The 25,388-nt window shown below is 56.8% G+C and carries 22 protein-coding genes; all 22 read right to left on the bottom strand.

The window, feature by feature from the left end; all coding sequences use genetic code 11:
- Positions 1–2: 2 nt before the first annotated feature.
- On the bottom strand, positions 3–1,901 hold the full coding sequence (gene asnB, locus AFE_RS06345; protein ID WP_012607024.1) for an asparagine synthase (glutamine-hydrolyzing): 1,899 nt from the start codon (positions 1,899–1,901) through the stop codon (positions 3–5).
- 185 nt (positions 1,902–2,086) lie between these two features.
- A complete protein-coding gene (locus AFE_RS06340; RefSeq protein WP_012607022.1) occupies positions 2,087–3,259 on the bottom strand; it encodes a glycosyltransferase family 4 protein in 1,173 nt (390 codons plus the stop codon).
- Positions 3,256–4,680, bottom strand: a complete 1,425-nt coding sequence (locus AFE_RS06335; protein WP_012607021.1) for a hypothetical protein — start codon at positions 4,678–4,680, stop codon at positions 3,256–3,258. Before AFE_RS06335 ends, AFE_RS06340 begins: the two co-directional genes overlap by 4 nt.
- On the bottom strand, positions 4,677–5,840 hold the full coding sequence (locus AFE_RS06330) for a glycosyltransferase family 4 protein (protein ID WP_012607020.1): 1,164 nt from the start codon (positions 5,838–5,840) through the stop codon (positions 4,677–4,679). Before AFE_RS06330 ends, AFE_RS06335 begins: the two co-directional genes overlap by 4 nt.
- Entirely contained in the window at positions 5,810–6,613 is an 804-nt protein-coding gene (locus AFE_RS16050) for a class I SAM-dependent methyltransferase (protein WP_148208618.1), read from the bottom strand. Before AFE_RS16050 ends, AFE_RS06330 begins: the two co-directional genes overlap by 31 nt.
- A gap of 13 nt (positions 6,614–6,626) precedes the next feature.
- Entirely contained in the window at positions 6,627–7,613 is a 987-nt protein-coding gene (locus AFE_RS06325) for a hypothetical protein (RefSeq protein WP_049759450.1), read from the bottom strand.
- 18 nt (positions 7,614–7,631) lie between these two features.
- The gene (locus tag AFE_RS15355) at positions 7,632–8,663 is read right to left on the bottom strand and encodes a glycosyltransferase family 2 protein (protein WP_012607017.1); all 1,032 of its coding nucleotides are present in this window, start codon (positions 8,661–8,663) and stop codon (positions 7,632–7,634) included.
- Positions 8,663–9,358 carry a class I SAM-dependent methyltransferase gene (locus AFE_RS15600; protein WP_012607016.1) on the bottom strand — a complete coding sequence of 232 codons (696 nt, stop codon included), beginning with the start codon at positions 9,356–9,358 and terminating at the stop codon, positions 8,663–8,665. Before AFE_RS15600 ends, AFE_RS15355 begins: the two co-directional genes overlap by 1 nt.
- Positions 9,355–10,821: a flippase gene (locus tag AFE_RS06310; protein WP_012607015.1), complete on the bottom strand. Its 1,467-nt coding sequence runs from the start codon at positions 10,819–10,821 to the stop codon at positions 9,355–9,357. Before AFE_RS06310 ends, AFE_RS15600 begins: the two co-directional genes overlap by 4 nt.
- 81 nt (positions 10,822–10,902) lie before the next feature.
- Positions 10,903–12,225 carry a UDP-glucose dehydrogenase family protein gene (locus AFE_RS06305; protein WP_012607014.1) on the bottom strand — a complete coding sequence of 441 codons (1,323 nt, stop codon included), beginning with the start codon at positions 12,223–12,225 and terminating at the stop codon, positions 10,903–10,905.
- A 28-nt stretch (positions 12,226–12,253) separates the two neighbouring features.
- Complete coding sequence (gene galE / locus AFE_RS06300; RefSeq protein WP_236608979.1) at positions 12,254–13,255, bottom strand: UDP-glucose 4-epimerase GalE; 1,002 nt, start codon at positions 13,253–13,255, stop codon at positions 12,254–12,256.
- Positions 13,252–14,013 (bottom strand): tyrosine-protein phosphatase, encoded by a 762-nt coding sequence (locus AFE_RS06295; RefSeq protein ID WP_012607012.1) that lies wholly within the window; start codon positions 14,011–14,013, stop codon positions 13,252–13,254. Before AFE_RS06295 ends, galE begins: the two co-directional genes overlap by 4 nt.
- Positions 14,010–16,532, bottom strand: coding sequence for a GumC family protein (locus AFE_RS06290; RefSeq protein WP_148208617.1), 2,523 nt, complete (start codon positions 16,530–16,532; stop codon positions 14,010–14,012). Before AFE_RS06290 ends, AFE_RS06295 begins: the two co-directional genes overlap by 4 nt.
- An 8-nt stretch (positions 16,533–16,540) precedes the next feature.
- Positions 16,541–17,674, bottom strand: coding sequence for a polysaccharide biosynthesis/export family protein (locus AFE_RS06285; protein ID WP_012607010.1), 1,134 nt, complete (start codon positions 17,672–17,674; stop codon positions 16,541–16,543).
- Between the two features lie 13 nt (positions 17,675–17,687).
- The gene (locus AFE_RS06280; RefSeq protein WP_012607009.1) at positions 17,688–18,731 is read right to left on the bottom strand and encodes a phosphatase PAP2 family protein; all 1,044 of its coding nucleotides are present in this window, start codon (positions 18,729–18,731) and stop codon (positions 17,688–17,690) included.
- A 166-nt stretch (positions 18,732–18,897) separates the two neighbouring features.
- Positions 18,898–19,116, bottom strand: coding sequence for a DUF2934 domain-containing protein (locus AFE_RS06275; RefSeq protein ID WP_012607007.1), 219 nt, complete (start codon positions 19,114–19,116; stop codon positions 18,898–18,900).
- Between the two features lie 44 nt (positions 19,117–19,160).
- Entirely contained in the window at positions 19,161–19,418 is a 258-nt protein-coding gene (locus AFE_RS06270) for a hypothetical protein (RefSeq protein ID WP_041645769.1), read from the bottom strand.
- 445 nt (positions 19,419–19,863) lie between these two features.
- Positions 19,864–20,271: an SHOCT domain-containing protein gene (locus AFE_RS15350; RefSeq protein ID WP_236608978.1), complete on the bottom strand. Its 408-nt coding sequence runs from the start codon at positions 20,269–20,271 to the stop codon at positions 19,864–19,866.
- Between the two features lie 324 nt (positions 20,272–20,595).
- On the bottom strand, positions 20,596–20,964 hold the full coding sequence (locus AFE_RS06260) for a ParB N-terminal domain-containing protein (protein ID WP_012607002.1): 369 nt from the start codon (positions 20,962–20,964) through the stop codon (positions 20,596–20,598).
- A gap of 435 nt (positions 20,965–21,399) precedes the next feature.
- On the bottom strand, positions 21,400–22,662 hold the full coding sequence (locus AFE_RS06255) for an IS256-like element ISAfe2 family transposase (protein WP_012607001.1): 1,263 nt from the start codon (positions 22,660–22,662) through the stop codon (positions 21,400–21,402).
- 243 nt (positions 22,663–22,905) lie between these two features.
- Positions 22,906–24,285 carry an IS200/IS605 family accessory protein TnpB-related protein gene (locus AFE_RS06250; RefSeq protein WP_041645766.1) on the bottom strand — a complete coding sequence of 460 codons (1,380 nt, stop codon included), beginning with the start codon at positions 24,283–24,285 and terminating at the stop codon, positions 22,906–22,908.
- A 183-nt stretch (positions 24,286–24,468) separates the two neighbouring features.
- Positions 24,469–25,224 carry a DUF1281 family ferredoxin-like fold protein gene (locus tag AFE_RS06245; protein WP_012606998.1) on the bottom strand — a complete coding sequence of 252 codons (756 nt, stop codon included), beginning with the start codon at positions 25,222–25,224 and terminating at the stop codon, positions 24,469–24,471.
- Between the last annotated feature and the right edge of the window lie 164 nt (positions 25,225–25,388).

Here is a 25,388-nt window from a genome sequence, read left to right as displayed (position 1 = left end):
GCTCATCCAGTCAGGAGCGCGTCGAGGGAATCGGATGCATTCAATTCCCCGTCGAGCAATGCTGCCCAAATGGCCAGCACGAAGACCGTCCATAAGGTTCCCGCCACCGCATCATCTCCGGCTTTGAACCGTGTCAGCAATTCAGACAGAAAGTCGGCAAGCAGCCATTCGCGAGACACAAAGGATTGGTGACGAAATGCCGCCTCGACATAGGGCAACAAACGTCCGCGTAACCATGCCGCCAGGGGAATGACGAAGCCCTGCTTGCGACGGTATATAACGTCGTGCGGCAAATAGCGTTCGGCCAAGCGCTTGAGCAGGTACTTGGTCCGGTAATGCTTAAGCTTGAGAGTAATGGGTAGGCGCATACCGAACTCGACCAACGCACGATCCAGCAACGGAGATCTCGCCTCGAGGCTGTGCGCCATGGTGGCCGTATCCATTTTGGAGAGCAGTTGATCGGGAAGATAGGTGGTCAGATCCAGATATAAGGCGCGCTCGGCATCCTCGGCTTGGTCCAGGTGTGCCCAGGCTTTGCGATAAAGGGCATCCGGATCAATCTGCGCCACGGTGTCCCAAAAGGCAGGTGCATAGGCTTGCGCACGTACGCCACGCAGGCCGCGCGTATAGATCGCGGTGCTCTCAGGTGGTTGGCTGGCCGCGCGCAGCAGCAAGCCAAGCTTGCGCATGGGTCCGGGGCCGCCGCAAGGAAATCTTCTAAAGGTAGCACGAAGGGGACCGGGCACTATACGACGTACCTGCGCCGCCGCGCGTGCGACCACCGGTCTGGCGTAACCGCCAAACACCTCATCGCCGCCATCGCCATTGAGGACTACCGTAAAATGTTCGTGGGCTGCTGCCGCGACCGCATCGGTGGCGACCAGAGACACATCGGCATGGGGCTGGCCCACCTGTGAAAGTATGCGCGGCAGTTGTTCTACCAGAGTTTCCACGTTCAGCACGGTTTCATGGGTCCGCAGTCCCCACCGCGCGGCAACCTGTCGGGCATAGACACGCTCATCAAAGGCCGCCTCGGCAAAACCCAGGGTGACGGTCTCCACGGTACCCTCCTGCGCCATCATGGAGGTCACCAGACCTGAATCTATCCCTCCCGAAAGAAACGCACCTACGGGAACGTCTGCTATCAGTCTGCGACGCACGGCGGTACGCAGCAGGTGATCAACGTGATCTATCGCCTCAGATTCGTCAATTCGTTCCAAGGGGCGCACGGCAACATCCCAATACCGTTCAACGCTTAGATCCCTAGTTTCCAAGCTGTAGGTCAGTGCGTGCGCTGGAAGCAAAGCGCTCGCTCCCCGGAAGAATGTCAACGGGGCCGGCACGGCCTGGTACACCAAGAAAGCATCTACGGCGGCCAAATCTACTTCATTTAGCCCTGCGAGAGATCGCAATGCCTCCAGGGTGGAGGCGAAAGCAAAGCCAAGGTTCGTCTGCGCATAAAATAACGGTTTTTTCCCAAACCGATGCCGCGCCAGATGTAGCTGTTGCATATTCGCATCCCATAAGGCGATGGCGAACATGCCGTCGATACGATCCAGCAGCCCCTCCCAGCCCCAGGCACGGTATCCATGCAATAGAACTTCCGTATCGGTATGAGAGCGGAAGGTGTACTCATTCTCTAGCAACTTCCGTAGTTCACGGAAATTGTATATCTCGCCATTAAAGACCAGCGTAAGGCGACTGTCGACGCTGAGCATGGGTTGGTGGCCTGCGATGCTCAAGTCCAGGATAGACAGACGCCGAAAGCCCATGCAAGCATGATCATCATGCCAAATACCGGCATCGTCGGGCCCCCTAGATACCATAAGGTCACGCGCATACGCCACGGCACCGGCGCGGGTGGACGCATCTGATCCTATCCAACCCACGAGGCCACACATTTAAACGTCCTCCCACGTCAAATGGGCCGCCGGCAATTGCCGAGGCCGATAGCCAGCAGTGATGTCCGCCCAAGGCAGATGGCGGAGCAGTTCGAAATACACGCGATTGGCCCTGCCCGGCTGCTCGCCAAACCAACAGCCCACGCCCGATTGCAGTGTGCCCATAAGAGGCCTGTCCATCCCCGTCAAGAATCACCTCCCTGAAATAGCGATCGCGGCGACTTTTTGGCGGACAGCAGCTCGTCGTAAAGCGCCAGATAAGCCGCTGCCATGCGGTCCCAGGTATGGCGCTCGGCAATCTCCCTTCCTGCTGCGCCCATGCGCCGGCGTAGCCCTTCATCGGCCGTCAGCTCCCGCATCCAGTGGCCGAGAGTAGCCGTATCGTTAGGGTCGCTTAGAACGCGCCCACCATGCCCCAGAATTTCCGCGCCTCCGGCCGTTTTGGCGGTAAGCACAGGCAGCCCAGAGGCCATGGCTTCCAATATAACAAGACCCATAGGCTCATAGCGGGAAGGAAACACAAAATTATCAACGGACCTCATCAAGGCAGGCATTTCATCAATCTTTCCGAGGAAATGCACACGATCCCCCACACCTAGCGCCCGTGCCAGTGCGGGGAACGGACTACCCTTCACTGCGCCAGCCACAGCCAGGTGAGAATCGGGAGTGGCAGATAGAGCGGTAAGTACCGTATCTAGCCCCTTTCGGGGAGTGCGGATGTCTCCGGCGAATAAAAAGATCACCCGGTCCACAGGCAGGCCAAAGTGGGCCCGGTCCCCGGTCCCTGGACGGAATTCCTGCACATCCACACCGTTATGAATGACGCATAGTCGCTCATCCTTTACACCAATACCGCGCAATTCGTCGGCGATCTTGCGGGAAACCGCCACGACACGGCGGGCGGACAGGAAGGCACGGCGTTCCAGAGCGGCGTTACGCACGGTATAAAATTGCTGATAAGCGCTGTATGTGCCACCGGTCCAAGCGAAAGGATAGGCATCGCTTTTTAGCCAGCCGCGATGAACGAAGTGTGCGGTGTTCACATCGGCAGGCACTTCCGTCACATAACCACAAGTATGGATCAGGTTGTAAGCCGTCCGATGAGTACGCAGCCAGCGGCCACCGGCCCGGGCAAAAGCATAGTTACGTAGTAACTGCGTGGGCAACCGTCCGTAGTTTATCTCGGTAAAGTGCACGCCCGGATGTGCTGCCAGGGACCCATCGCAGAGCATGGCCACGATTTGCAGATGAAAACCGGCCGCAAGCGCGGCCTGGGCAATTTCATAATTGACACGCCCCTGGCCATCACCCCTAGCTACCACCTGGTGCGTGACTAGGGCGATTGTAGCTGAGTTCATGTATTCTCCTGTTTTCTAGTCATGGAATCCGTCGCCCCGATCAGCAACCACAAGAGCAGCGGGGTGCTGTATTCTCCGGCGATCAGCCAAGCCGCTCCCGTAACCAGCAGAATCGCCAGGATCATCAGACTCGTCCGCTGTCGTCTACGTTGCCAATCGGAAATCAGCGCCCACAAAACCCGCACCATAATCAAGAGGTAAATGATGCCGCCGACGAAACCGAGGCTAACAAACATGTTGCCAAAATCAGTTTCCGTCGACCTGCCTTCTACACCGCCGCCAGCGAATTTACCAGCTGCAGCGGTGGTAGCCCCCAAACCATATCCATAAGGGTGGGTAAAGCCGGCAAGCATTCCGTTACCAAGCATCTCCAGATGGAGCATGAGCGTCGAATCCTTGGCATTGAGCGGATTCGCAAACCCGCCTACCTGGTGTGCTAATAGAGCATTCACCTGGCCAGAATCGGAATGGGAAGGCATCAAATGCGGCAGGGCAAAAGCGAGCAGTCCAACGGTGGCAAGCCCTGCCAAGGACACGCGCAGGTACCAACCCTTGCCACCACCACGCTGCAACGCCCAAACCACCAACCCCGCCACCAGCAATTTGACGATGGGACCGCGTTCAGATGACAGGACCAGTGCCGGTAGCAATAGCACCAGTGCCAAGGCGGAGCGCCGATGACCCAACCAGATACCCGCCAAGGCAATGACGGACCCGATACTCAAAACGGTCACATACCCGGCGGAAGACGTAAAAAACGCAAAGGGTCGAATATAGCCTCCCACGTTCAGGGCTGCATAACTGGCCGCAACATGGTTGATCCAGTCCTGCTCCCAAGGTGCAAAACCAAAAATGGTTTGCATATAGCCGGCAATGGCGGCCAATACCGATATTGGAAGCACCAACCGATAGAGCAGGCTTTCAATGAAGGCGGGGGTGGCATAGCGGCGTCCCAGCCAGAAGAACATAAGGGGCGGAATGTAAAAAAAGGCTCCACCCAAACCGACCCGTAGCCCGCCCTGCAACGGATTGAAGATCTCCAACCCCATCAATCCGATCAGGACCAGTACCATGCGTGAGATCGGCGTATCCACCTTGTCGCGCAACAGCACACTGAGGCCGAATATGGTGGCCACCACCGGCACCAGGAGCAGTAGAGGATCAATGGCCGGCCAACCATATACTGCGTTGACCAAACGGCGAATATCCCCGTCAAAAAAGGCGTAGGTGAGCATCACCATGATCGCCAGTTGGGCGTTGACGACACCCAGCATCAGGAAGCAGAAACCCAGCAAGGCCACGCCCAGCAACTGTCCGTAACCGTGGAAGATGACGACCGCAGAACCCAGTACCAATGCCGATAATACCGTCCATTCCCGTGCCCGGTCGGGCCATGCCGATGGGTGAATCAGGGTCCTCATCCTTCAGTCTCCCAGGGTTCGCCGGAGAGACGTGTTGCGAGACATCGCAGCAGCCTTTGTGGCGAAAACTCCAGCGCGCGCACGCGTGCCGCCTGACCCAATGACCGCCTGAGTTCAGGATCGTCCAGAACGCGCTGGGCAGCGCGCACCAGCCCGTCCACATCTCCTGGGGCGCACAGCAGACCATTGACTTGATCTTGAATGATCTCTGCGAGGCCGCCCAGGGCACTAGCGATAACGGGTTTCCCCATCGCCATGGCTTCAACGATCCCCATGCCAAAAGGTTCTGCGCCCGTAACGGGGTGAATGGCGATATCACAGGCGCACCACCATCCGGCGACTTCCTCCAGCGGACGCTGTCCTACAAGGCGCAGTCGGCCACCCAAGCCAGATTGTTCCGCTTGAGCATTAAGTTCACGGGCACAATCCGGGTCCAGGGAATGGACGCCACCGACCACAAAGGCGTACAAATTGGGATAATGAGAGGCAAGTTGAACTACCATCTTGATAAAAACATCAATTCCTTTCCACCGTTCCATACGGGCCACCATACCTACGATGAGCGCCTGAGGTGGTAATCCTAAATGGGCGCGCCAATGAGCCTGGCCCTGTTGTCTGGCGTTCTCCAAATGGAGCAAATCCACGGCTGGATAACAAACGGCCACGGAACGTTGCGGCGAAATTTTTTGCTGTGCATGGGCTGCAATGCTGGAGCAGGCGAATATTCCGGTAGTTGGCAGAGCGGCAGAAAGTCGATCCATCCATCCGCCCCTTGTAATGCCGTGTTGAAACCAGAAGACGGATATCCCTAATCCTAGACTCACAGGTCCCATATAGATCTGCGCTTTGGACATCCAGGAGAGCACCGCGTCACAATGCTGTCGCTCGAGTGCCCGTCGCAGTCTCCACATTGTTCTAAAATAATTATGTAGTTGCGATAATCGACCAGCATTTATGATAGTAACCGCGTATCCCAGCGACTCCGCATGCCCAACCATAGGACCGTCTTCGAGAAAAATCAGTGATAAGTCAAGCTTCGGTCTGGACGCATTTTCTCGCAAAATGTGCATCAGCATGGCTTCCGCGCCACCTCGTTGGTGGGCTATGGGCATTATGATCGCGCAATGTTTCATGATGGTCTTGGCCTGCACAGTAGCCATTGCTGACCCGGATCTCTATGCTCATCCATCCACTTCAAAACGGGAAGATCCATTGCCGATTTTAGGAAATCCGGCAAATCCTCTCGGTCGCGACTCCTGCTTGTACACAACTCGGTATGGTGCGTTTTGTTAAAGCGTTGCAGAAGCGTGCGTGTTACTCCAGGCATTTGGGTTTCATGAAGTTCAATCAACCACCATGATTGTAAGTGGCTGCGACATGAAGCAATAGGCGCCGTTAATCCTATCTCACAACCTTCGCAATCCATAATCACTAATGTTTTATCCCGCACATTGTCAACTAACCATTGTCCGGTGCACAGACCTCGCGTCTGCAGATTGCTGCAGCCATTGGCTTGCGCCATTTCTGCGGTACGTTCACGCGCCCAGCCATCCGCATCAAAAGCAACAATGGTAGCGTCAGGTAGTCTTCGCGCCATGCCCACAGCGTAATAGCCTTCAGCAGAACCTATATCGATTACCTGTTCTGGCCCCGCTTTGATGGCTTCTTCCAAAAAGGGATGCAGCTCCATTTCATAGGTACCCAAGAGTTTGTCCGTTACGTGACGGTCCAATGAACGAGGGGGGTAGCTCATACCGGAAAAAGGGCCACAACAAACCGCATTGCCAAACTTACCCACAAAACGATGAGTTTCATCGACAAGGCCCCAATTGCTTTCCAACATTTGAGCATGGCGCCTAGCTCTTGCTGCTATCAGTTGAATAGCAGTATTGGGCGCAAGCATAACTAAGGTCGATTTAAGTAGTTTTTTCACACGAGAACCTCATTTAAAGAATTTCATGTGAGGCATGAAGGAGTTCATTAAGCACAGAGGCATGTTGCCATATCCCATGCGGCTGATACCACTCCCACGCGTTTTCGCCTATCCGTTGCGCCTTATAAGTATCGACAATACCGGTCGGAACCCCCGGTAGATAATGTTGCCAGGCGACCAAACCATCGGACGGAGCATATCCCTTGGAGAGGATGACCGGACAGAGACCATGTGCACAATAGGTTGCGAAAACGCTACTCTTCGCTACATAGTTCACGGGATAGGCGACGAGTCCAAATAGCGAATCCCGCATCAGATCTGAGATTTCGCTCGCTTTAAGACGTCCGTGCTGCATCACTCCGTTGGCTTTTAGGGTGTCCACCACCTGCATGTCCATAACTGTTGATCCAATATCATGGATCTCGACCGACTGCCGCTTGGCCCATTGGAACAGTTCCTTACCAGCGGAGCGGTAAGTAACGGTCCGTAGCCCAGCGCTACCGAACATTACGAGACGGCGTTTTCGGGCTGCAGGCAGCGATTTGGGTTCGCCCACATTGGAAAAAACCGGTAGCACTGCGTGCGGCTTGTGACCAGCATACTGGCGTAGCCATTGGGCCGAACCCTCCCGGTTGGTCATCCAGAAGTCCGACATCTCGGCCAAGCGGCGGACCACATAGCGTTGTACGGGCGACACCCAAAATGCGGATTTCCAAGGTGGGCCAAAGGCGTACAGTTCGTGGAAAAATACGCCAAATGTTTTAATCTCATGTCGACGCTTCTCCATCTCACGCAAAATCCATAGTGGGGCACCTTTCTTACTAAATCCATAGCCACTCATTTGCAGCACAACCAAATCGCCCGCTCGGGTCTGCCATTCTCCGGCATTACCTACAGAAAGCGGCACCAAGTGTACGATGTCAGGCCCCATTTCTGCTTGCAGAATGCATGCGAAATCATGGACACCACCTTGCACCTCCGGCATAACGAGATGAATCATAACGCTCCGTAACGCGAATCACAAACCATATGCGGTAATTTTCAACACGTTGCGAAAATTTCTAGGCAGGTAGCTCAATGCTATGTATAGCAATGCCTTGCAATTTAAATCAGACCCGAAAGCCCCAAAGAAATAATTTCTGGCCAATATCGACTTGTTAAACCATAGGTAATCTTTACCAACCTGAAAGTAACTTTTGCTGCACTTTCTATGCAGAAAATCAATTTTTTTTGGAAACAAATTCAATTCAATTAGCTTTTCGTATATATATATCATATTCTTATTCTTGTCTGGCGCCTTTCTCACTGTTTCCATTTGCCCGTGCACCCTGTATCGCGTCAACCTCCTTGAAACATAATAGGCAGGCCTTCCATAGGCTGCCAACAAACAGGCCAACCAGAAGTCATAAGCTCCAACCACATCCGAAACTAATAGCCCAAAGTCTATCGCATTTTTTCTGAAAATAGCCGCCATCGCCATGGGTATACTATTTTTTTCGAGGACCAGTTCTTCGAGATTGTAAATATAACCTTCGGGCAGAATATCTCTTCCATAATGCAGGCTATTGGCATTAGTTCTTAATAAATCCAGGCTTCCATCTTCCGAGGTAATCCAATGATCGCAAAAAGCAAGAGATATCTCCGAATCTACTTGAAGCGGAAACACAAGACTTTCTAGGAAATCCGGTTCCCAAACATCGTCATCATTAAGAATGGCAATATATTCACCACGTGCTTCAGAAATGGCTACACGCAAATTAAGCGCCACACCGAGCGCAACAGAATTCGCCCTATAACGAATCTGCGAATTATTAAATAAGTCACATATAGCCATTACGGCATCACTATTTGAATCGTCCGTGACTATAATCTCAAAACTGTGAAATTTTTGGTTTAGTACGCTTCCGATTGCCTCCTTTAAAAATTTTGTTCTCTTGTAGACTGTCACTATGACAGTAACCAATACAGGCAGAGTATATTGAGGTGTTGCATTGTTTACCCTAAGGCTCTGGCCATGCGCTTTCTGATGTTGCTCAAATATCGTATTCATTAGCTGCTTTCTTTAACTTTTCTGGCACTGATGAGTATTTGATCGCCAAAAAGGTTAGGCAGTTTTGCACTACCCAAGCGATCGATTTGTCGACACCAATTTTTGGGAAGGATATGTCTTCTCAGCAACCAGAGAGGCACGCTTCCTGTTGCTCGCTTGTTTTCAAGTTGCAATTCTGGAGATTGTGATAGAAGTATATCTGCTGTGTGATAGGTAAAGAACCGTAGATGCGTGTCATCTAGAACCCCACCTGACTGATATTCAAAATCTCCAAGCAGAAACTGCACCCGCATACGCCAAAAAAGAATATTTGGCACCGCAATCAGAACTTGCCCTCCAATGGACAACAGTTTCACAAAACGCGCCAGAATGTGAGACGGGTCCTTCAGATGTTCCAGAATGTGTGAAAAGATTAACGCATCAAATTTTTGAGTTAGTAAACCTGCTGGAATATCACTTTCCAGATTAAATACCCAGACATTGGCCATATGGCTTAGTGCCAGTTCCGCCTCTTTTGCTGAATAAGTAATGCCGTTTATTTCTGATGACTGACTACGTTCATTTATTAAGGCAGCGTTAGCACCAGACCCACATCCGATATCTAAGATGCGAATTGATTCTAGATTTAGCATTTCAATTAATGGTCTGTTAGCTTCGCTTCTATAAACTCTAGCACCTTCTTCGAAATTGTTCACGGGTGTCTCCGACACTGCGAGGAAGATAAGCGGCGCAGACCTTGTGAGGATCGTAGAAGTACCTGCCGCAGGTCCGGTGCGATCCATAGTGCCCAGAGTATGCTGAACGCCACCAGAAGAACCGCCAAAATGCTTTGCACAGAGTTCATATGGTGAGGTGCGACCACAGCTGCACCGCCCATCATTGCCAAGGCGGGTAGTGCATGGCTTAACTTTAAAGGAAGGCGTGCGAAATAAAACAACAAGAGAGCATCGGCAGCTACACGCATACTCCAGGCCATAGCTGCCCCCACCAAACCCAACCAGTGAATCCCGCCCCAGAGCAATAGCAGAAAAAATGGTAGTTCAAGAAGATGCAGCCTGGCGGTAATATCCGGGCGACCCTGCCCCTGGAGCAGGCCGTAGGGAATATAGGCCAATCCGTTGACCCAGAACCCTGCAAGCAGAATCATGCCCACCATGGACCCATGCCGGGAAAACGCCGGGCTGATCCAGTACGTCAGAAAAAGGGGAAGCAGGGCGATGCCGGTTATGGTTATGGGTGTCATAACGGCAACGAGCAGGTGCAATCCGCGTTCCGCCAAGTTTTTACCCTCCCCGCTTTCTATACGCGAAAAACGGGGAAACAAACTGGCGGAGAGAGCGCTAGGGAGGATAGACACGCGGCTGACAAGATTATAGGGCACCGTGTAATAGGTGACGGCCTGCACGCTCAGCAGTCCGCCGATCAGTATACGGTCAAAGGTGACCAGTACCGGTCCGACGATATTGGTAATCGAAATCCAGCCCCCATAGGTGAACAAGGCACGTGCGCGCGCACGGTCGAACAGGGTGGATGGCACGATGGGTAGAAAACGCCAGACGCCGACAAACTGGAGCAACAGGCCGGAAGCGCGGGCGATGACCACGGCGGGAATCAGCCAGGTGAGTTCGGGGCTGATGAAAAGCGCCACCAGAAGCGGGCCAATCTGGGTCACGGCGGTATTGAACACTCCGATGAGGTTCATGTAAGCAAAGCGCTCGCGTGCCTCCAGCGCGCCCGCCAGCACGCCACCGAGGGTGGAGAGCGGCAGGGCTGCGGCGATCCACGGCATACTGGCAAGCACACTGCTCCGCATGCTTTGAGGCATGTGGAAGAAATGCGTGAAGACGGCCTGCGCGATCGCGTAGAGCACTACCGCGCCCAACAGACCAAAACCTAGATTCATCCAGAGTGCGGTCCAGAAGGTGGTGCTGCGCACCGCTGGCGCTTCGTCATGCTGGCGAGCCAAATGATAGGCGCTTGCGCGCGAAAGCCCCATTTCAAAAACACCGAAGTAGCCCGTAAACAACCAGATGATGGCCAGCACCCCATACCGGGCCTCACCGATGGCGTGCAGGTAGATGGGTACAGTGACCAGCGAAACTGCTAGTGGCGCGATCCGGCCTAACAGATTGTAGAGGGTATTACGCCGAATGCTCATCGATGCACCCGGAAGACGCATAAGATAAGCGGCTGCTGGAGCTGGTCGGAAGTAGCCACGCCGTCTAAGCCCTTGTCCATATCACGATCGTCCGATGCCATGATATGCAAAGCCCGCCTTGCGGAGTCTGGCGGGATCGTAGAGGTTGCGGCCGTCGATGATCAGGGGGCGGCGGAGAAGCTCCTTGAGGCGGTTGAAATCGGGGCTGCGAAACACCTGCCATTCCGTGCAGATGACCAGTGCGTCGGCGCCCTGGCAGGCGGCATAGGGGTCGGCACAAAGTTGCAGATCAGCCCTTTCGCCGTAGATGCGCCGGGTTTCGTCCATGGCGGCGGGGTCGTAGGCTTGGACGTGGGCGCCGCGACGCCAGAGACCTTCCATGAGCACGCGGCTGGGAGCCTCGCGCATGTCGTCGGTATTGGGTTTGAAGGCGAGGCCCCAGAGGGCGATGCTCAAACCTTTCAGGTCTTCGCCTAAGGCGTCGACGAGTTTGTGCTCCAGCACTCGTTTCTGGCGATTGTTCACGCTTTCCACGGCGGCTAGCAGAGGAGCTTCATAGTGGTGTTGCCGCGCACTGTATTCCAGTGCCCGCACATCCTTGGGAAAACAGGATCCGCCGTACCCGCAACCCGGATAAATAAAGGAATATCCGATTCGCGGATCGGCGCCGATGCCGCGGCGAACCTCCTCAATATCTGCGCCCAAGTGTTCCGCCAGCCCGGCCAGCTCGTTCATGAGGGAGATTTTGGTGGCGAGCATGACGTTGGCGGCATATTTGGTCAGCTCCGCCGACGCCGGGTCCATGAAGATCAGGCGGTCGTGGTTGCGGTTGAAGGGAGCGTAAAGGGCGCGCATGCGCTCCCGCACCGCTTCACTGTCGGTGCCAACGATGATGCGGTCGGGTTTCATGAAGTCGTCCACCGCCGCGCCTTCCTTGAGGAATTCGGGATTAGAGACGACCTCGAAGGGGATGGTTGTATCGCGCTCACGCAGGGCCGCAGCGATGCGTTCCCGCACTTTTTGCGCCGTGCCCACTGGAACGGTGGATTTGTTGATGACGATAGCCGGGCGCTGTATATGACGGCCCACGGCATCGGCCACGGCGAGGACGTGGCGAAGATCGGCGGAACCGTCTTCATCGGGGGGCGTGCCCACCGCGATGAAGAGAAATTCGCCATGCTCCACACCTGCGGCGATGTCGGTGCTGAAGGTCAGACGTCCGCCGACGATGCCCTCCTGGACGACGGCGGGCAGATCCGGTTCGTGGATGGGAATGATGCCGTCGCGCAGCCGGGCCACCTTGTCGGCGTCCACGTCGATGCAGAGCACTTGATTGCCGACCTGGGCGAGGCAGGCGCCCGTCACCAAACCCACATATCCAGTGCCGATGACCGTGATTTTCATGGCATTTCACTCCCGATGTCCGCGACAGTCACCACGCCTCTCCTTTTGCCCGCTCCCAGCCCCAAGCATGGGAAATTATAGTTTCCAGTTCCTGGAAACGCGGCTCCCACCCCAGAGCGCGCCGCGCCTTTTGACTATCCGCCACCAGAACAGCCGGATCACCGGCGCGACGGCCCTGGACGATTGCGGGAATATCTCGGCCCGTCACCCGGCGGGTGGTGTCGATGACTTCCTGCACGGAAAATCCGGCACCGTTGCCGAGATTGAAAACGTCGCTCCTCCCATCGGCCAGCAAATGCTCTAAAGCCAGCAAGTGGGCGCTGCACAGATCCCAGACATGAATGTAATCCCGAACGCAGGTGCCATCGGGCGTTGGGTAATCGTCCCCGTAGATGGCGATATGCTCGCGGCGACCATTGGCGGCCTGAAGCACCAAGGGGATCAGATGGCTCTCCGGATCGTGGCGCTCGCCCAATTCGCCTTCGGGATCGGCACCGGCGGCATTGAAATAGCGCAGGCTGACGGAGCGTAAGCCGTAAGCATGGTCGTAATCCGCCAGCATCTCCTCCACCATGCGTTTACTGCGTCCATAAGGATTGATGGGACGCTGCGGGTGCGTCTCTTCAATATAGGCGGATGCTGGTTCACCAAAGATGGCAGCGCTGGAGGAAAAAATGAAACGGCGCACGTCGTGTCGGAGCATGGCATCGAGCAGGTTTTGAGTGTTCGCCACGTTGTTGCGGTAGTACAGCGCGGGTGCGCGAACGGATTCCCCAACCTGACTCAGAGCGGCGAAGTGCAGGACAGCAACGAACGCATGCTCGTGAAACAAGCGGTCCAACAAAGCCTGATTGGACAGATCGCCTCGAATAAGGTCACCGTAGCGGGCGGCGTCGGGGAAACCAGTAGAGAGGTTATCGAGAATGACAACGCCAAATCCCGCTTGAGCAAGCATCTTGGCCATGTGAGAGCCGATGTAGCCCGCGCCGCCGACCACCAACACAGCATCTTTTGTCGGGCTGGTCATCATGCGTGCCATTCCTCCAGCACGGCGTTGATCCGTTGCCCGCTTTTCGTAAGCACGGCCAATCCCGGCGCCACGTAGCGTTCCAGTTGCGCCACACGATGCAGATCCGTTCCCCAAAGGGTGGGCAGTTCCTGATCCAGCAACGCGCGGGCGAAAGCCTGGGGATGCGGGCCGTATTGCCCCACCAGACTGCCGATGTCGCATTGCAGCCATACGCCTGTGCGCTCCAGCCGCGACAGCCAGAGTGATTGCTCCAGTTGCACATAACGGTATCGCTCCACATGCGCCAGCACGGGCTGATAGCCGGCACGGCGCAGTTGCAGAAGCACATCCATCCCCGCCGGGCTGGGCATCAGCGTGGGGAACTCCACCAACACGATTTTTTGCCTTCCCAGTTCCAGATAAAGAATGTCGTCCCGCTCGATGGCGGTGAGCAGCGCTTCATCTGCAAAATACTCCGCGGCGAGATGCAGGCTAAAATCCCCTTCGATCTCCTGGCGCAGGGCGCGGAAGTGTTCACGGAGCGCTTGGGGGGTATTGTCGTACACCCCCCGATAGATATGCGGCGTGAGCACCGCTCCCTGGTAACCTAGGGCCAGCATGCCCGTGATGGCAGCGCGCGTCTCTTCCAGGCTGCGCAGGCCATCGTCCACCGCGGGGAGCAAGTGACAGTGGAAATCCCAGACGGGTGCGAGACGTTCGCCATCGGGTGCCTCTGGCGCAAGATTCTGGGGACGAAACCGGCGCAGCAGGTCCATCATTTTTTACGCCTTAGTCGGAGGTATCGCCGCCATCCCTTGGGCGGGGTGAGCGCCTTGTCGCTGGCACCATAGCCATAGCCATAGCCGTAGCCGTAGCCATAACCGTAGCTGCCCTGCACCCGGATGCCGTTGACGATCAGGCCCACGGGGCGATTCAGTCCCAGAATGCCCTGCAGATGTTCCTGGTAGGCCCGGCGCGGGGTATGGTTGACCTTGGCGATGATCAGCAGACGATCGGCAAGGGGTCCTATGGTCAGGATGTCGCCCACCATGGGGAAGGGCGGCGTGTCGATAAAGATGTAGTCATAGCCCGAGCGCAGATCCGCCAAAACCTGTTCCAGGCGACCGGAGCCGAGATGCTCGCTGGGGTTGGGCGGCGTATTGCCAGCGGTGATGAGATCAATGCCGACATCCGCGATATGGTGCAAGGCTGCCTGCCAGGTGGAACGGCCGACGAGGATACCTGCCAAGCCCGGCTCCTGGGTGACGTGGAAAGCCAGATGGGCGTGGGGATTGCGCAGATCGGCATCAATCAGGAGGACTTTTTTGCCGTCCTGGGCGAGTGCCGATGCGAGCTGGAAGGCCAGGGTGCTCTTGCCATCCCCGGCTATGGCGGAGGTCATGGCCACGACCTGCCCGCGAGCCTCGCCAACGGCCAGATAAAAATTGCCGCGGAGCAGGCGCAGGGCCTCACCATAGCCCGAACGCGGGTCGGGCATCGAGAAAATGGTTTCTTTGGTGGGCCGCGATACCGCATGCGCGGCAGGGAGTAGTCCATAGACCGGTAAAAAAGGATAACGCCGACGTAATTCCTCATCGCTGCGAAAGCCTGGATGTAGAAGATAGCGCCCAAAAACGATGCTCAGACCCAGAAGCACCCCTAAAAAGCCGTACAAGGCGACTTCTTTCCCGGCCTTGGGGGCGACCGGCAGGTTGGCGATCAACGCCGTGTCCAGTATCCGGTTTTTGGTAAGAGTGCTGGCCTTGCTGATGGCGGCCTCTTCCTGTTTTTCCAGGAGGAACATATAGAGCTTGCCCAGCACCTCGCTGGAGCGGGTCAGCGAAATGACCTCCAGCTCGGAATGGGGATATTTGCCCATATCGGACTGATGTTGCGCGATGATGGCATCAATGGACTGGAGTTGCTGTGTGGCCATTTTTTCCTGGTTCTGCACCAGAGCGCTGATGGCGGAGCGGATGGAGGCGATATCGGCCTGAGCCTGCACCACTTGCGGGGCTGCGGCGGTATAGCGCTTTTGCAGGGCGATGAGCTTGCTCTGCGCCTCGGCCAGGCGGGTGGCCAGGCCGTTCATGACGGGATCTTTGCTGCTGAACAAATAGGGGTTCAGGGCAGCACCGGGCTGAGCCAGCGTCTTTTGGACCCGCTGCAGGCCGTAGAGGGTGATCTTGGCCTGGGAACGCTGGGTCTCGTAATCGGCCAATTGGCCAATCATCTCCTTGGCGCCGGCGGAAACCGCAATCACGCCGCTCTTGCTCTGGTAGCTGGCGAGGCGTGCGTCGGCATTGCTCAGGGCGGCACGGATCTTGTCCAGTTGCCGGCTCAGGTAATCATAGGTGGCAGCCGCCTGATCCGTGCTCCAGGACCGGGTTTGATTCAGATAGGTCTGCATGAGCGCATTGGTCAGCCGCCTGGCGACGAAGGGGTCTGTGCTGTTGGCGGAGATGGTGACCAGATAACTGGTCTTGGCCGCATCGGCTCCGGCTCCTGTGCCCCGCACGACCGAGATGGCGCCGGTCTTGGCCAATGCCTTGTAGACTCCTAGCGCATTGCTGATCTGGATATGATACTGGGTGTTGGCTGCAGGAATGTATGGCGACTTCACCGCAGTCAGCATCAGCCGCAACTCGGGTCCAACGGCAGGCTGGTCGATCTTGCCGGTGAGCAAGGCTTGGCCGTGATGGAGAATCTGATACTGCCCCCCCTGACCAAAACGAATGGTAAGGGTTTTGCCTTCCAAAGCGGGGTCGGTCACGTGGGCATACAGTGCCCGCAACGCCTGGGGTCCGGGAGCGTAAAGGGAAAGACGCTGGCCGCCCAGCTTCCAACCCGCAAAGGTCAGGGCCGAAGGGCGGTGCCCGATTTGCCACACCTGGGCATTGATCCCGGAGGCGAGCACCGCGCGTTCGATCATGTCCCGGCTGTTGATGATCTCCACCTGGGTTTCCATGCTGGATCCCTGCGCGAGCAGGCCCGAGAGGAGAGAAACGCCATCCACCGATCCCGAACCGGCAGACTGGGTTTTTTCGGCTTGCGCGAGATAGAGCGTGCCGCTAGCGTTGAATACGGGTTTGGTGAAGAGCACAACGACCACGGCCAGAAGGACGAAGGAGCCCCCCAGGGCCACGGGCCATTTCCAGCCTTCCCGAATCGCCTGGAGGATGGGCCCTAGGTTGATCTCGTCGCCCTCCCCAGCGTCGTGGGCGCCCATCAACCCCATGGGGCCGCCCGAATGAACCGCCTGGGTTGGCGTGGTCTGTGGCGTATGGTTGTCGGTCACAAGCTTTCCTATTGGCTCAAGAACTTGATGGATACAAAGGGGTTGAGCAACTGGTTGATGGCCTGCAGGGACGGCAACAGGAGCAGTATGGCTTGATTCCAGCTGCTGACGGTCGTTTGCGGCACGTAGACGATATCTCCCGACTTCAGGTAGAAGGGGGCCGCCTTGCCTTCCAGAATGCGCCGGGCGTCCACCACGTAAAACTGTCCGGTGGCGCCTTCCGACCGAATGATGCGGATTTCGCTGAGCCGCGCGGTAGTGAGGTTCGTGGTGTTCATGCCCGCATCCGAGAGGGCCTGCAACAGGCTCAGGCGTCCGTTCACGAAGGGCACAGGGCCGGCTTTGTTGACGGCGCCGAAGACATAAGCGCGCATGGTGGTTATGCTGGGAATGAGCACGGTATCCCCGGTTTTGAGGGGAATGTTTTGCTGGAGGTCGCCCGCCAGGATCAGCTTATGGAAGTTCACCGGCAGCTTCCGGCCGTCCTGCACCACATAGGCGCCGCGCAGATCGGCATCCGCCAGGTTCACCGACCCGCCCAAGGCCATGGCTTCCAGCACATTCAATGGCCGGTCGGAATAGACCAGGCCGGGTTTGATGAATTCTCCCAGCAGATAGTAGCGGATGCTGTGGGCGACCTGCAGTTGCACATTGACCTTGGGATCGATGACGTATTGGGCGTAGAGCCGGGTGAGACGGGTCTGCAACTGGGTCGTGGTCATACCGGCCACATGCACCACCCCCAGAAGCGGCAACTGGATATTCCCATCATTGGTGACGATGGCCCCGGCCAACCCCGTTGTAGAGGTCATGGGGCTGGGAATGGACAGATCCGGATGCAGATACACCGACACCGATACCACGTCCCCCGCCCCCAGATGATAGGTGATGCTCTGGTGCAGGAGGCGTTCCATGGTCGCATGGGAGAGGTGGTCTTCATGATGGGAAAGCACCGCAGAGGGGAGCGTTTGCGGTTGCTGTACCTGCTGGGGATAGGCCTGCTTCGGTCCTTCGGTCATGATGGCGCACCCCGATAACGCTATACTCATCAAGCCCAGCGCCACAGCCTTGCGGTAAAACCCACCACCCTGGAAGGCCTGCCATAAGGCCGACTTGATCCTGTTCCTATCGAATAACTTCACAAGATCTCCCCATTTAAAACTTGCCATGAAATCCCACACCATCGCCAAAAATCATGAAGCCATAGTCACTGTTGGGAAACAATCGGTTGGTCAGATCGGCCGTGAGCCAGCCGAGAAAGCCACCCGCGACCACATCCGACGCCCAATGGCCATCCACCGCCACAATACGACTGACCCCGACGAGCATGGGGAGGGCATAAAGCCAGGGGAGATGGTAGTTCTGGGCGTAGGGGGTGATGACCGCAAAAGCGATGGCGGTGTGGCCCGATGGAAAAGAAGCGGTCGCCGGGCCGTTGTTGTTGAATAAAAAAGAAGTGCTGAATATGGCGTACCGCGAACTGAAAGGATGATACTGCGTGGAGCTAGTGTTGGGGCCTCCGGGCCTGGCCCTGCCGACGGCGTATTTCAGGGCGAAGACTTCGACCGTGGTGGCGACCGCGGAGGTCAGCGCCACGCTGGAGGTGTGCGCCAGCTTGGCACTGGCCCAAGGGCTCTGGAACCAGGTGGTGCCGGCGATGATGAGAGAGCCGTCGGTAATCACATCGGCGATGTTTAGCGCCACATGATTGCGAAAACCAACGCTTACATGGTTGTCTACGTAATTATTGATGCCATGGTCAAAAAGCATGGTGGTGCCAGTGGCCGCAACCCCGATGCCGAGCACACCCAGGGGGGTATCGTACCAGGGCGCACTGACGGCATGGTACGGCACCAGACCGGGATTGGGCTGCTGTTCCTGAGATTGCAGCGGCTCGTTCCACCATGCGGGCATCTGGGCCTGCCCGTTCTGTGCCCCTATGGAGTGGCTCTCGGTGATGGCCGACCGGGCACCGAGGGGCTGCGATGAAGTTACGGCCGAGTCGCCGGAGGGCTGACTCGGCTGAGTGGCCGTCACCTTCTCCAGTGTGCCCGGCGCCAAGCCTGCAGCAACCAGCTTGGAAGAGGCAGGCTGCCCATAATAGGGATAACTCGCCAGCCAGGAAAGGCCATCCGCAAATGCTGAGCCCTGCCCGATCAACAAGGCAAAAAGTATACTAGTCGTCCATGCGGCTCGCATCGCTTCTCCCAGCCTGTTGTTGTTCCGGCTTGCTTGGCGTGGATATTAACATAACTTATAAGCGATATGCCACTCTGCGAAACACCACCAAAACCACACTGAGAAACAGCGCCAAGGCCAATTCCATGAGATCGTTTGTCTGCGGCAACAAAAAACCAAATTCCTGTCAATCAAGGATGAATGATGCGTCCGTCGCCGTAGCGCCAAGCATCCGGTCGATCTCACATTCGGCGGCAAGCCAGTACGCCTTGCAGTCTCCCTCAAAACCGCTCCGCTCGGCGATGAAATAAGCGGCTTCGGCGATCATGCAGTAGCGCGCCTCCGCGGGAACCTGTGACTCACCCGCTACTTGGTGATGCTGGACTTCCTGATTTTCCTCGGACATCAGTGTATCTCCTCTGCGTGGAAAAAGAATGGCAACGCTTATGGCTAATCGCCGTCAGAGGAGTCTTCTGCGGCGTTCGCTATTGCCGATGCCAGATCATCCAGAAAATACTGCAGATGTTCACTGACCACAGCGACCCGACTCTCTAAGACATCCAGGTCGGTACGTCCTCCTGCCTCTTGGAGCAGAAACAAAAACAACGCATCGTGGGTGAGCTGGGCATCCTCCCAACTGCCGATACTGGCATATAGGCCCTCCTGATAGAGTTGTGCCACTCGGGTTTGCAATGGGTTGAGTTCCATGATCAGTCTCCAGGCCAATGGACGGGCGGGCGTGCCCACTTCTGAGAATACACCACAAATATGACGCTTTTATGAACGCCAGCGGACCAGATCGAAAAAACAACGCGCTACCGCCTTATCCAATGGCCCCGGCCCCAGAACCAGCGTCCGTCCCTATGCCACCAGGGGCCGGGTACCCAGCGGGCGTAAGGATGGGGCGGATAGGTCCAGCGCCCTGGTCCCCATATCCATCGTCCCCGCCAGGCCCAAGCGCCCGGCAGCCAAACCATTCCCACTGCCGGCGCTGGCGGGACCACTGACATTGGCAGAGGGGGTGGCGGCCCCGGCACAACCACCGCTTCAGGGATTGATCCCTCCACATAGGCGGGTCCTGGAGCCACCGCACAACCGCTCAGGACTGTAAGCCATCCCGCGGCCAATATCATCCCCCACCCCTTATGCCCGCTCATTTTCCCAGATCCTTCCGCTTTTCCAGGTATTCGTCACGCTTGATCTCGCCGCGCGCATACCGGTCGTCCAGGAGATTGAGGGCGGTAACATTTTCGTTGTCCGACAGGCCGCTCCTGCACCCATGGTGATGCCTGCAGGCAAAAGCCCCGCGAATCAGAAACAGAATGCCGCACACGATCCCCACGAGAACCAGCAGCCACAGCATTCCCCAAAACAGTCCGAAACCACCCATCATGCCAAGACCGTAATAGCCGGGACCCCAACTGCCCATCATGCCCGGGCCATAGTAGAAATGCTCGACCGGCCCCGCCTGTGCCGCTAATGGACCCGACGTGGTGACGGCGACCGTCTGCGCCACGGCTAAAACCGGTGCCATCATGAGACCCACCGCCGCGCCGGCCATGCGGATTCCCCTTTTTCGCTGTGATGCACCCATGCTGTTCATTGATCCATCTCCCGTCTGCGGTGAAAACGCCGGAATGCCATTCAGTATTTCTCATCATAGCCATATATTTATCAATAAGTTGCGCCGCTTGCCAAAGCCATAACCTACCTCAATCTACTACACTGGCGCCTCGGTCGTTGCTGGCTCTGACACAAATTTGTCACACCCCAACACAGAAGCCAAGGGCACTGGATCTACGTCAGCACGACACCAACAGATCAGGACAAGAAAAACCCCAGGCCGAAGCTTGGGGTTGGGGTGGGTCAGATCCGCTGGATCAAGCTAAATTCCGGCCTGTACCAGCTCCAGCAGCCCATCATCATTGATCCGGTAACTGCCATTGCCGTACGGGTCACGCAAGGCGGCAACAATCTCGCCGGCTGGCATGGCCACCGTTCCATCGGGGAAATTGTCCCGAATATCCATCCAGGTGAGATCCACCTGGTCCTGCTCGCCAACAACATCCAGCGTGGGGGTTATGCCCAGCAAGCAGGCTGCTCGGAGCCTATGCGTGCCTTCCAGGGCGAAATAGGTGTCACCACAGTCCACCACACGAATGATCGGCGCCCCCAGTTCTCGCATCTCCTCCGTCACCTTTTCCAGGTGCTCTTTGCTTTTAACGCCATGAATGCTCATTAGATAGCGATGCATCACGTCCTCCTGTATCGAATCTTTGCCGAATGCCGATCGCAGACAGGTTTTCGAACAAAGAAAAACCCTAAAGCCGAAGCAATAGGGTTGGGTGGGAGAATATTGAAACCGTATGGGTTACATACGGATCAACTTAGGGGATCAGTATCAAATGATACCGAGCCGATACAGCGAAGGCCGGATGCTGCCATAAATGGCAACACCAGACACAACGCAGAAGATGACGACGAGCGCCATGGGAACCTCCTTGAGAGTCTTGCCGTCAGGAGATATCAGACAGTTTTCCGATCACGCCGATGGACAGGTTTCCGCACGGGCCAGGGTCAAGAAGAAATCCCTCAAGTTACGACATCAAACCAAGATGTCGCAGGCGATGGTTAAGATAGACGGGCGAGCTATAGTCAATTCTGGTGTATGAGCATTTGCTGACATAGCTTAGGCGGCGTCCTGTTGGTCCCCCGGCAGGGTTTCATTAGCCGGTAATCCATCGGTGAATTTTACCCCCGCAAACAGATCGCGTACTTTCTCCGGATGGAAAATGGCGATCCAACGCTTTTCTGCCTGCTGCAGCATTTTGAAACCCAATCCAATGAAGCTGTTGCGCGATACACAATTTTTGGTGCGCGACGTCCGGTGGCGCACAGTGGCAAAGGTCGACTCAATGGCATTGGTGGTGCGGATGTGTCGCCAATGTTCGGCCGGATAATCATAGAAAGCCAGCAATTCCGCCCGATCCTTTTCCAGTTTGGCCACGGCCTTGGGATACTTCGCCTGGTAGTTGCGCACAAAGATCTCCAGGGCCTTCTCTGCGGCCTTCCGGCTCTCGGCCATCCAGATTTCCTGCAGTGCCGCCTTCGCCTTGCCCTGCTTGGATTTGGGCAGTTCGTTGAGGATATTGGCGGTCTTGTGCACCCAGCAGCGCTGCTGGCGGGTTTTGGGATACGCTTCATCCAATGCGGCCCAGAAGCCCATAGCACCGTCACCAATCGCCAGTAAGGGGGCGGCTTCCAGACCACGCGCCTGCAGGTCGCGCAGAATCTCCAGCCAGGAGGCCTTGGATTCGCGCAGGCCGTCGCTGACGCTGACCAATTCCTTGTTCCCGTCCGCAGTCACGCCAATAATCACCAACAAGCAGATGCGCGGATCCTCCTCTGCACGCAGATTGGTATAGACACCGTCCACCCACCAGTAGGCATACCGTTTACCTTCCAGGGAACGGCGTTGCCAAGCGGCATGCTCTTCCGTCCACTGCGCCTTGAGGCGTCCCAATGCCGCCGGGGATAGTCCCTTGGCCTCTTCGCCCAGGAGGATAGAAAGCGCCTCCTGCATGTGACCAGAAGATACCCCATGCAGATACAGCCAGGGGACCGTGGCCGCCACCGTCCGCGATTTACGCACATACGGTGGCACCAGTGCCGAATTGAATTTAATCCCCGAGCCTGAGCGATCCCGAACCTTGGGGACCTTCACCGGCACAGGTCCCAGAGCCGTCATGATCTCTCGTTCCGGCAGGTGGCCATTACGAACGACCGCCTGACGACCGTTGACCATCCGCACGGCAGAAAACTCTTCCAGCAATACGGACACCTCTGTCTCTATGGCCTGTTCGATCAGGGAACGTGCCGCTCGCCGAAGTACGCCTTCGATGCCCAGGCCCAGCTCTCCCATACCACTCTCAAAAACGGTACTATCTTTCATGGCGTACTCCTCGTTGCTCATTGGTCTGCGAAACCCTTTGTAGCAACAGTGCGCCACCTTGCTCAAGTCAGATGTAACCCGCCCGTACACCACTTTCGATCATAGCTCTAGACGGGCGGCTGCACCTCGAAAATCGAAGCGAAGCGCTCTTTCCAAAAATGCTCCTGTTCACAACTGGGTTGCTCCCGGGCTTCGCCCTGGAATTTCTCCATGACCAAACGACAGGCGTGAATCCTCCCGCGACTAAGCAGGTGCTGTAGTCGGGGCTTCATGCTCTGTTGCCATGGCTTGCGCGTGCCGCCATAGCGTAGAGAGCGTGACCGGGATTCTCGGTTGCGTCGCGGAACTTTTGCCGCGAACACACGCCTGGGCATTTCTGCCCGTGAGCCCCAACATCTTGGCAAAGAACCGCGCGGCGATGTTGTAGCAGGCGTTTAAGTCGGCGTTGTAGCGTTTGCCGGTGGCGAAGGTCACCCAGGACCAGTTGCGGGCGTCGCGCTTGACGGCACCCGAGCCGTCGTACGCATGTTCCGACGTGCCGGCCGGGTTGACGAACTCGACCAGCAATCCGGATTCTTCGGCCCGTTCCCGTATCCGCCGGGCGAGCAGGCTATGCAACCAGCCGTGGAAGCGCTGCCGGAGGGTGGACCCCTTGCGTCCGGCTCGGGGCCGGTACTGCTTGAGATGCTCCAATACGATGACCTGCGCCCCATGGTCCTGGGCGAACGCCACGATTTCCCCGGACAGGCGTTGCGCCATGTCCAGATTGCGGTGGCGGGCCTTGCGATAGACCGCCCTGCAAAAACCCTTGCTGAGTGTGCCACTTTTGCCCATGGTGAGACGGGCTTTGGAACGTACCGTCACCAGCCCCTTGTCCCGACGGTCGATGTCCGCGCCCCGGTGGAAAAACTGCCGGGCCACGACCGTACCGTCTGCGGAGACAATGGATGCGGTGGCGGTTTTACGAATGCCCAGATCGACCCCGCAGACGCGCTGCGCGGCCTTTCTGGACGGAAACTGCACAGGCACTTCGAAAGGAATGGCGAGCTTGACGCCGCTGCCGTCCGCAAGCAGCATCGGAGACAACGCCTTGTTTTGCGGTGCCTCGTGCCGGTGCCGCTTGGCGGCGATCCGCAAGGTGGTCCAGATCCAGTCGGTACCGGACCAGACCTTGATTTCGGCATGCTGGTACTGCTCATCGAAACGAATGCACTGACCACGATACAACGGGGGGTTCAGCGCGTTTTCCCCGGTCCGGCGCGGCGGCAAGGCATCGCGCCGTTTACGGATACCACCCTGCCATTGATCATAGCGGGTGGAGAACGAGGACGCCTGACCCAGCGCCGCCATGATGGCCGCCCGGCGCAAGTAGCTGGGGAACTTGGGAAAGTGCCGGTCGAAATAGTGGTATTGGGGATTGGGGTTCCGCGCGGTCGCATGAATCAGTCGTTCGACGACGGCGACAGGGAATGGTGCCGCGATGATTTCCTTTTGATGTACCCAGAGCACGCCGATCAGCGCGCGGCAATAGGCCCGGTACAGCGCCGTGGTGCTCAGCACCATGCGCCGCTGCTCCTCCGTAGCAACAAGCGACCACCGATCCGTTCGCGTGACTTTCTGCATGTAATTATACTATCCTTACAACGATGGACAAACAAGCCCGCTTGACCCCCTCCTGGCCTACGGCCCAGCAGGGGGAATGCGCGGGCGGATGTTCAATTTCCAAGGATGGGTACCGGACAGAAAACCGGACAGCGATCAAAGAAAAACCCCGGTGCAAGATGCACTGGGGTTGGAGGGGTCGGACTAGAAGGCCCAGGGGCTATCAGGTTTCATCCCCATCCGTGTTGCTGGATCTGGTTCTGGCACGTCTTCCGTGGTCTCCTCCTCGTCTTCCTCCTCCTCAGTGTCCATCCCAAAGGTGTTCCGGGCATGGAATGTCCAATCTATGTCCGTATCGGAAACCAATTCGCCGGCACTGTATTCCCGTGTGCCAGCAAAGCCACCGCCTTCATCCAGAAAGTGGTGCTCAAACTCCGCGCCGGGATACATCGCGGCCAGAGCGTCGATGGCCTCGCTTCCCGGGGACCAAGCTGTGGAATATGCAGCCTCGATGAAGGGCTCTGCCGGATCATTGATGGATCCCCAATAGGCGTTCCATTTGGTGCCCCAGTTATTGACCGACCAACCGTACCAGGATTTGGCATGGTAGTTCTCCAGGTTGCGAACACCCTGGAAACCAGCCTCGATAACATCCGGGCACCAATCCAGCCCAATGGCAATGGCTGTAGGAATATCCAGATCCTCCGGCAGGGGATCGTCCGGATGATCCTTTGCCAGACGAATAAGGTGATCAAATTTTCCATTGAGGATATCCATTCCCCAAGCAATGCCTGAGCCCTCTACTGTATCGGCCAGATCTTTGGGCATCGGGATTATGGTGTCGAAATCAAGACACGGTTCTGTTTTGCCCTCTGGAACCCGGAAGTGCTTTGCCCGGATTTCGTCCAGAAGCGGCTTGGGCCCGGTGATGTTCAGAATATTGCTGGTGTGGTTCGGCATGGTGTTACTCCTTTCGAAAATGGGCGGAATGCCCGATAATTTCCGAAAGGAGGTAGCAGACAGATTTCCGCACAGCACGGAGCCAGGCGGACCATCCGGGCAGACGGAGCGGCCGGGGGATTGCGGAGAGTGTTAATCGATTCAGGAAAAACCCCGCTACACAT

This window comes from Acidithiobacillus ferrooxidans ATCC 23270 (genome assembly GCF_000021485.1).
In the GTDB taxonomy this organism is placed as follows: domain Bacteria; phylum Pseudomonadota; class Gammaproteobacteria; order Acidithiobacillales; family Acidithiobacillaceae; genus Acidithiobacillus; species Acidithiobacillus ferrooxidans.
This window is presented reverse-complemented; position numbering and strand designations above follow the sequence as displayed.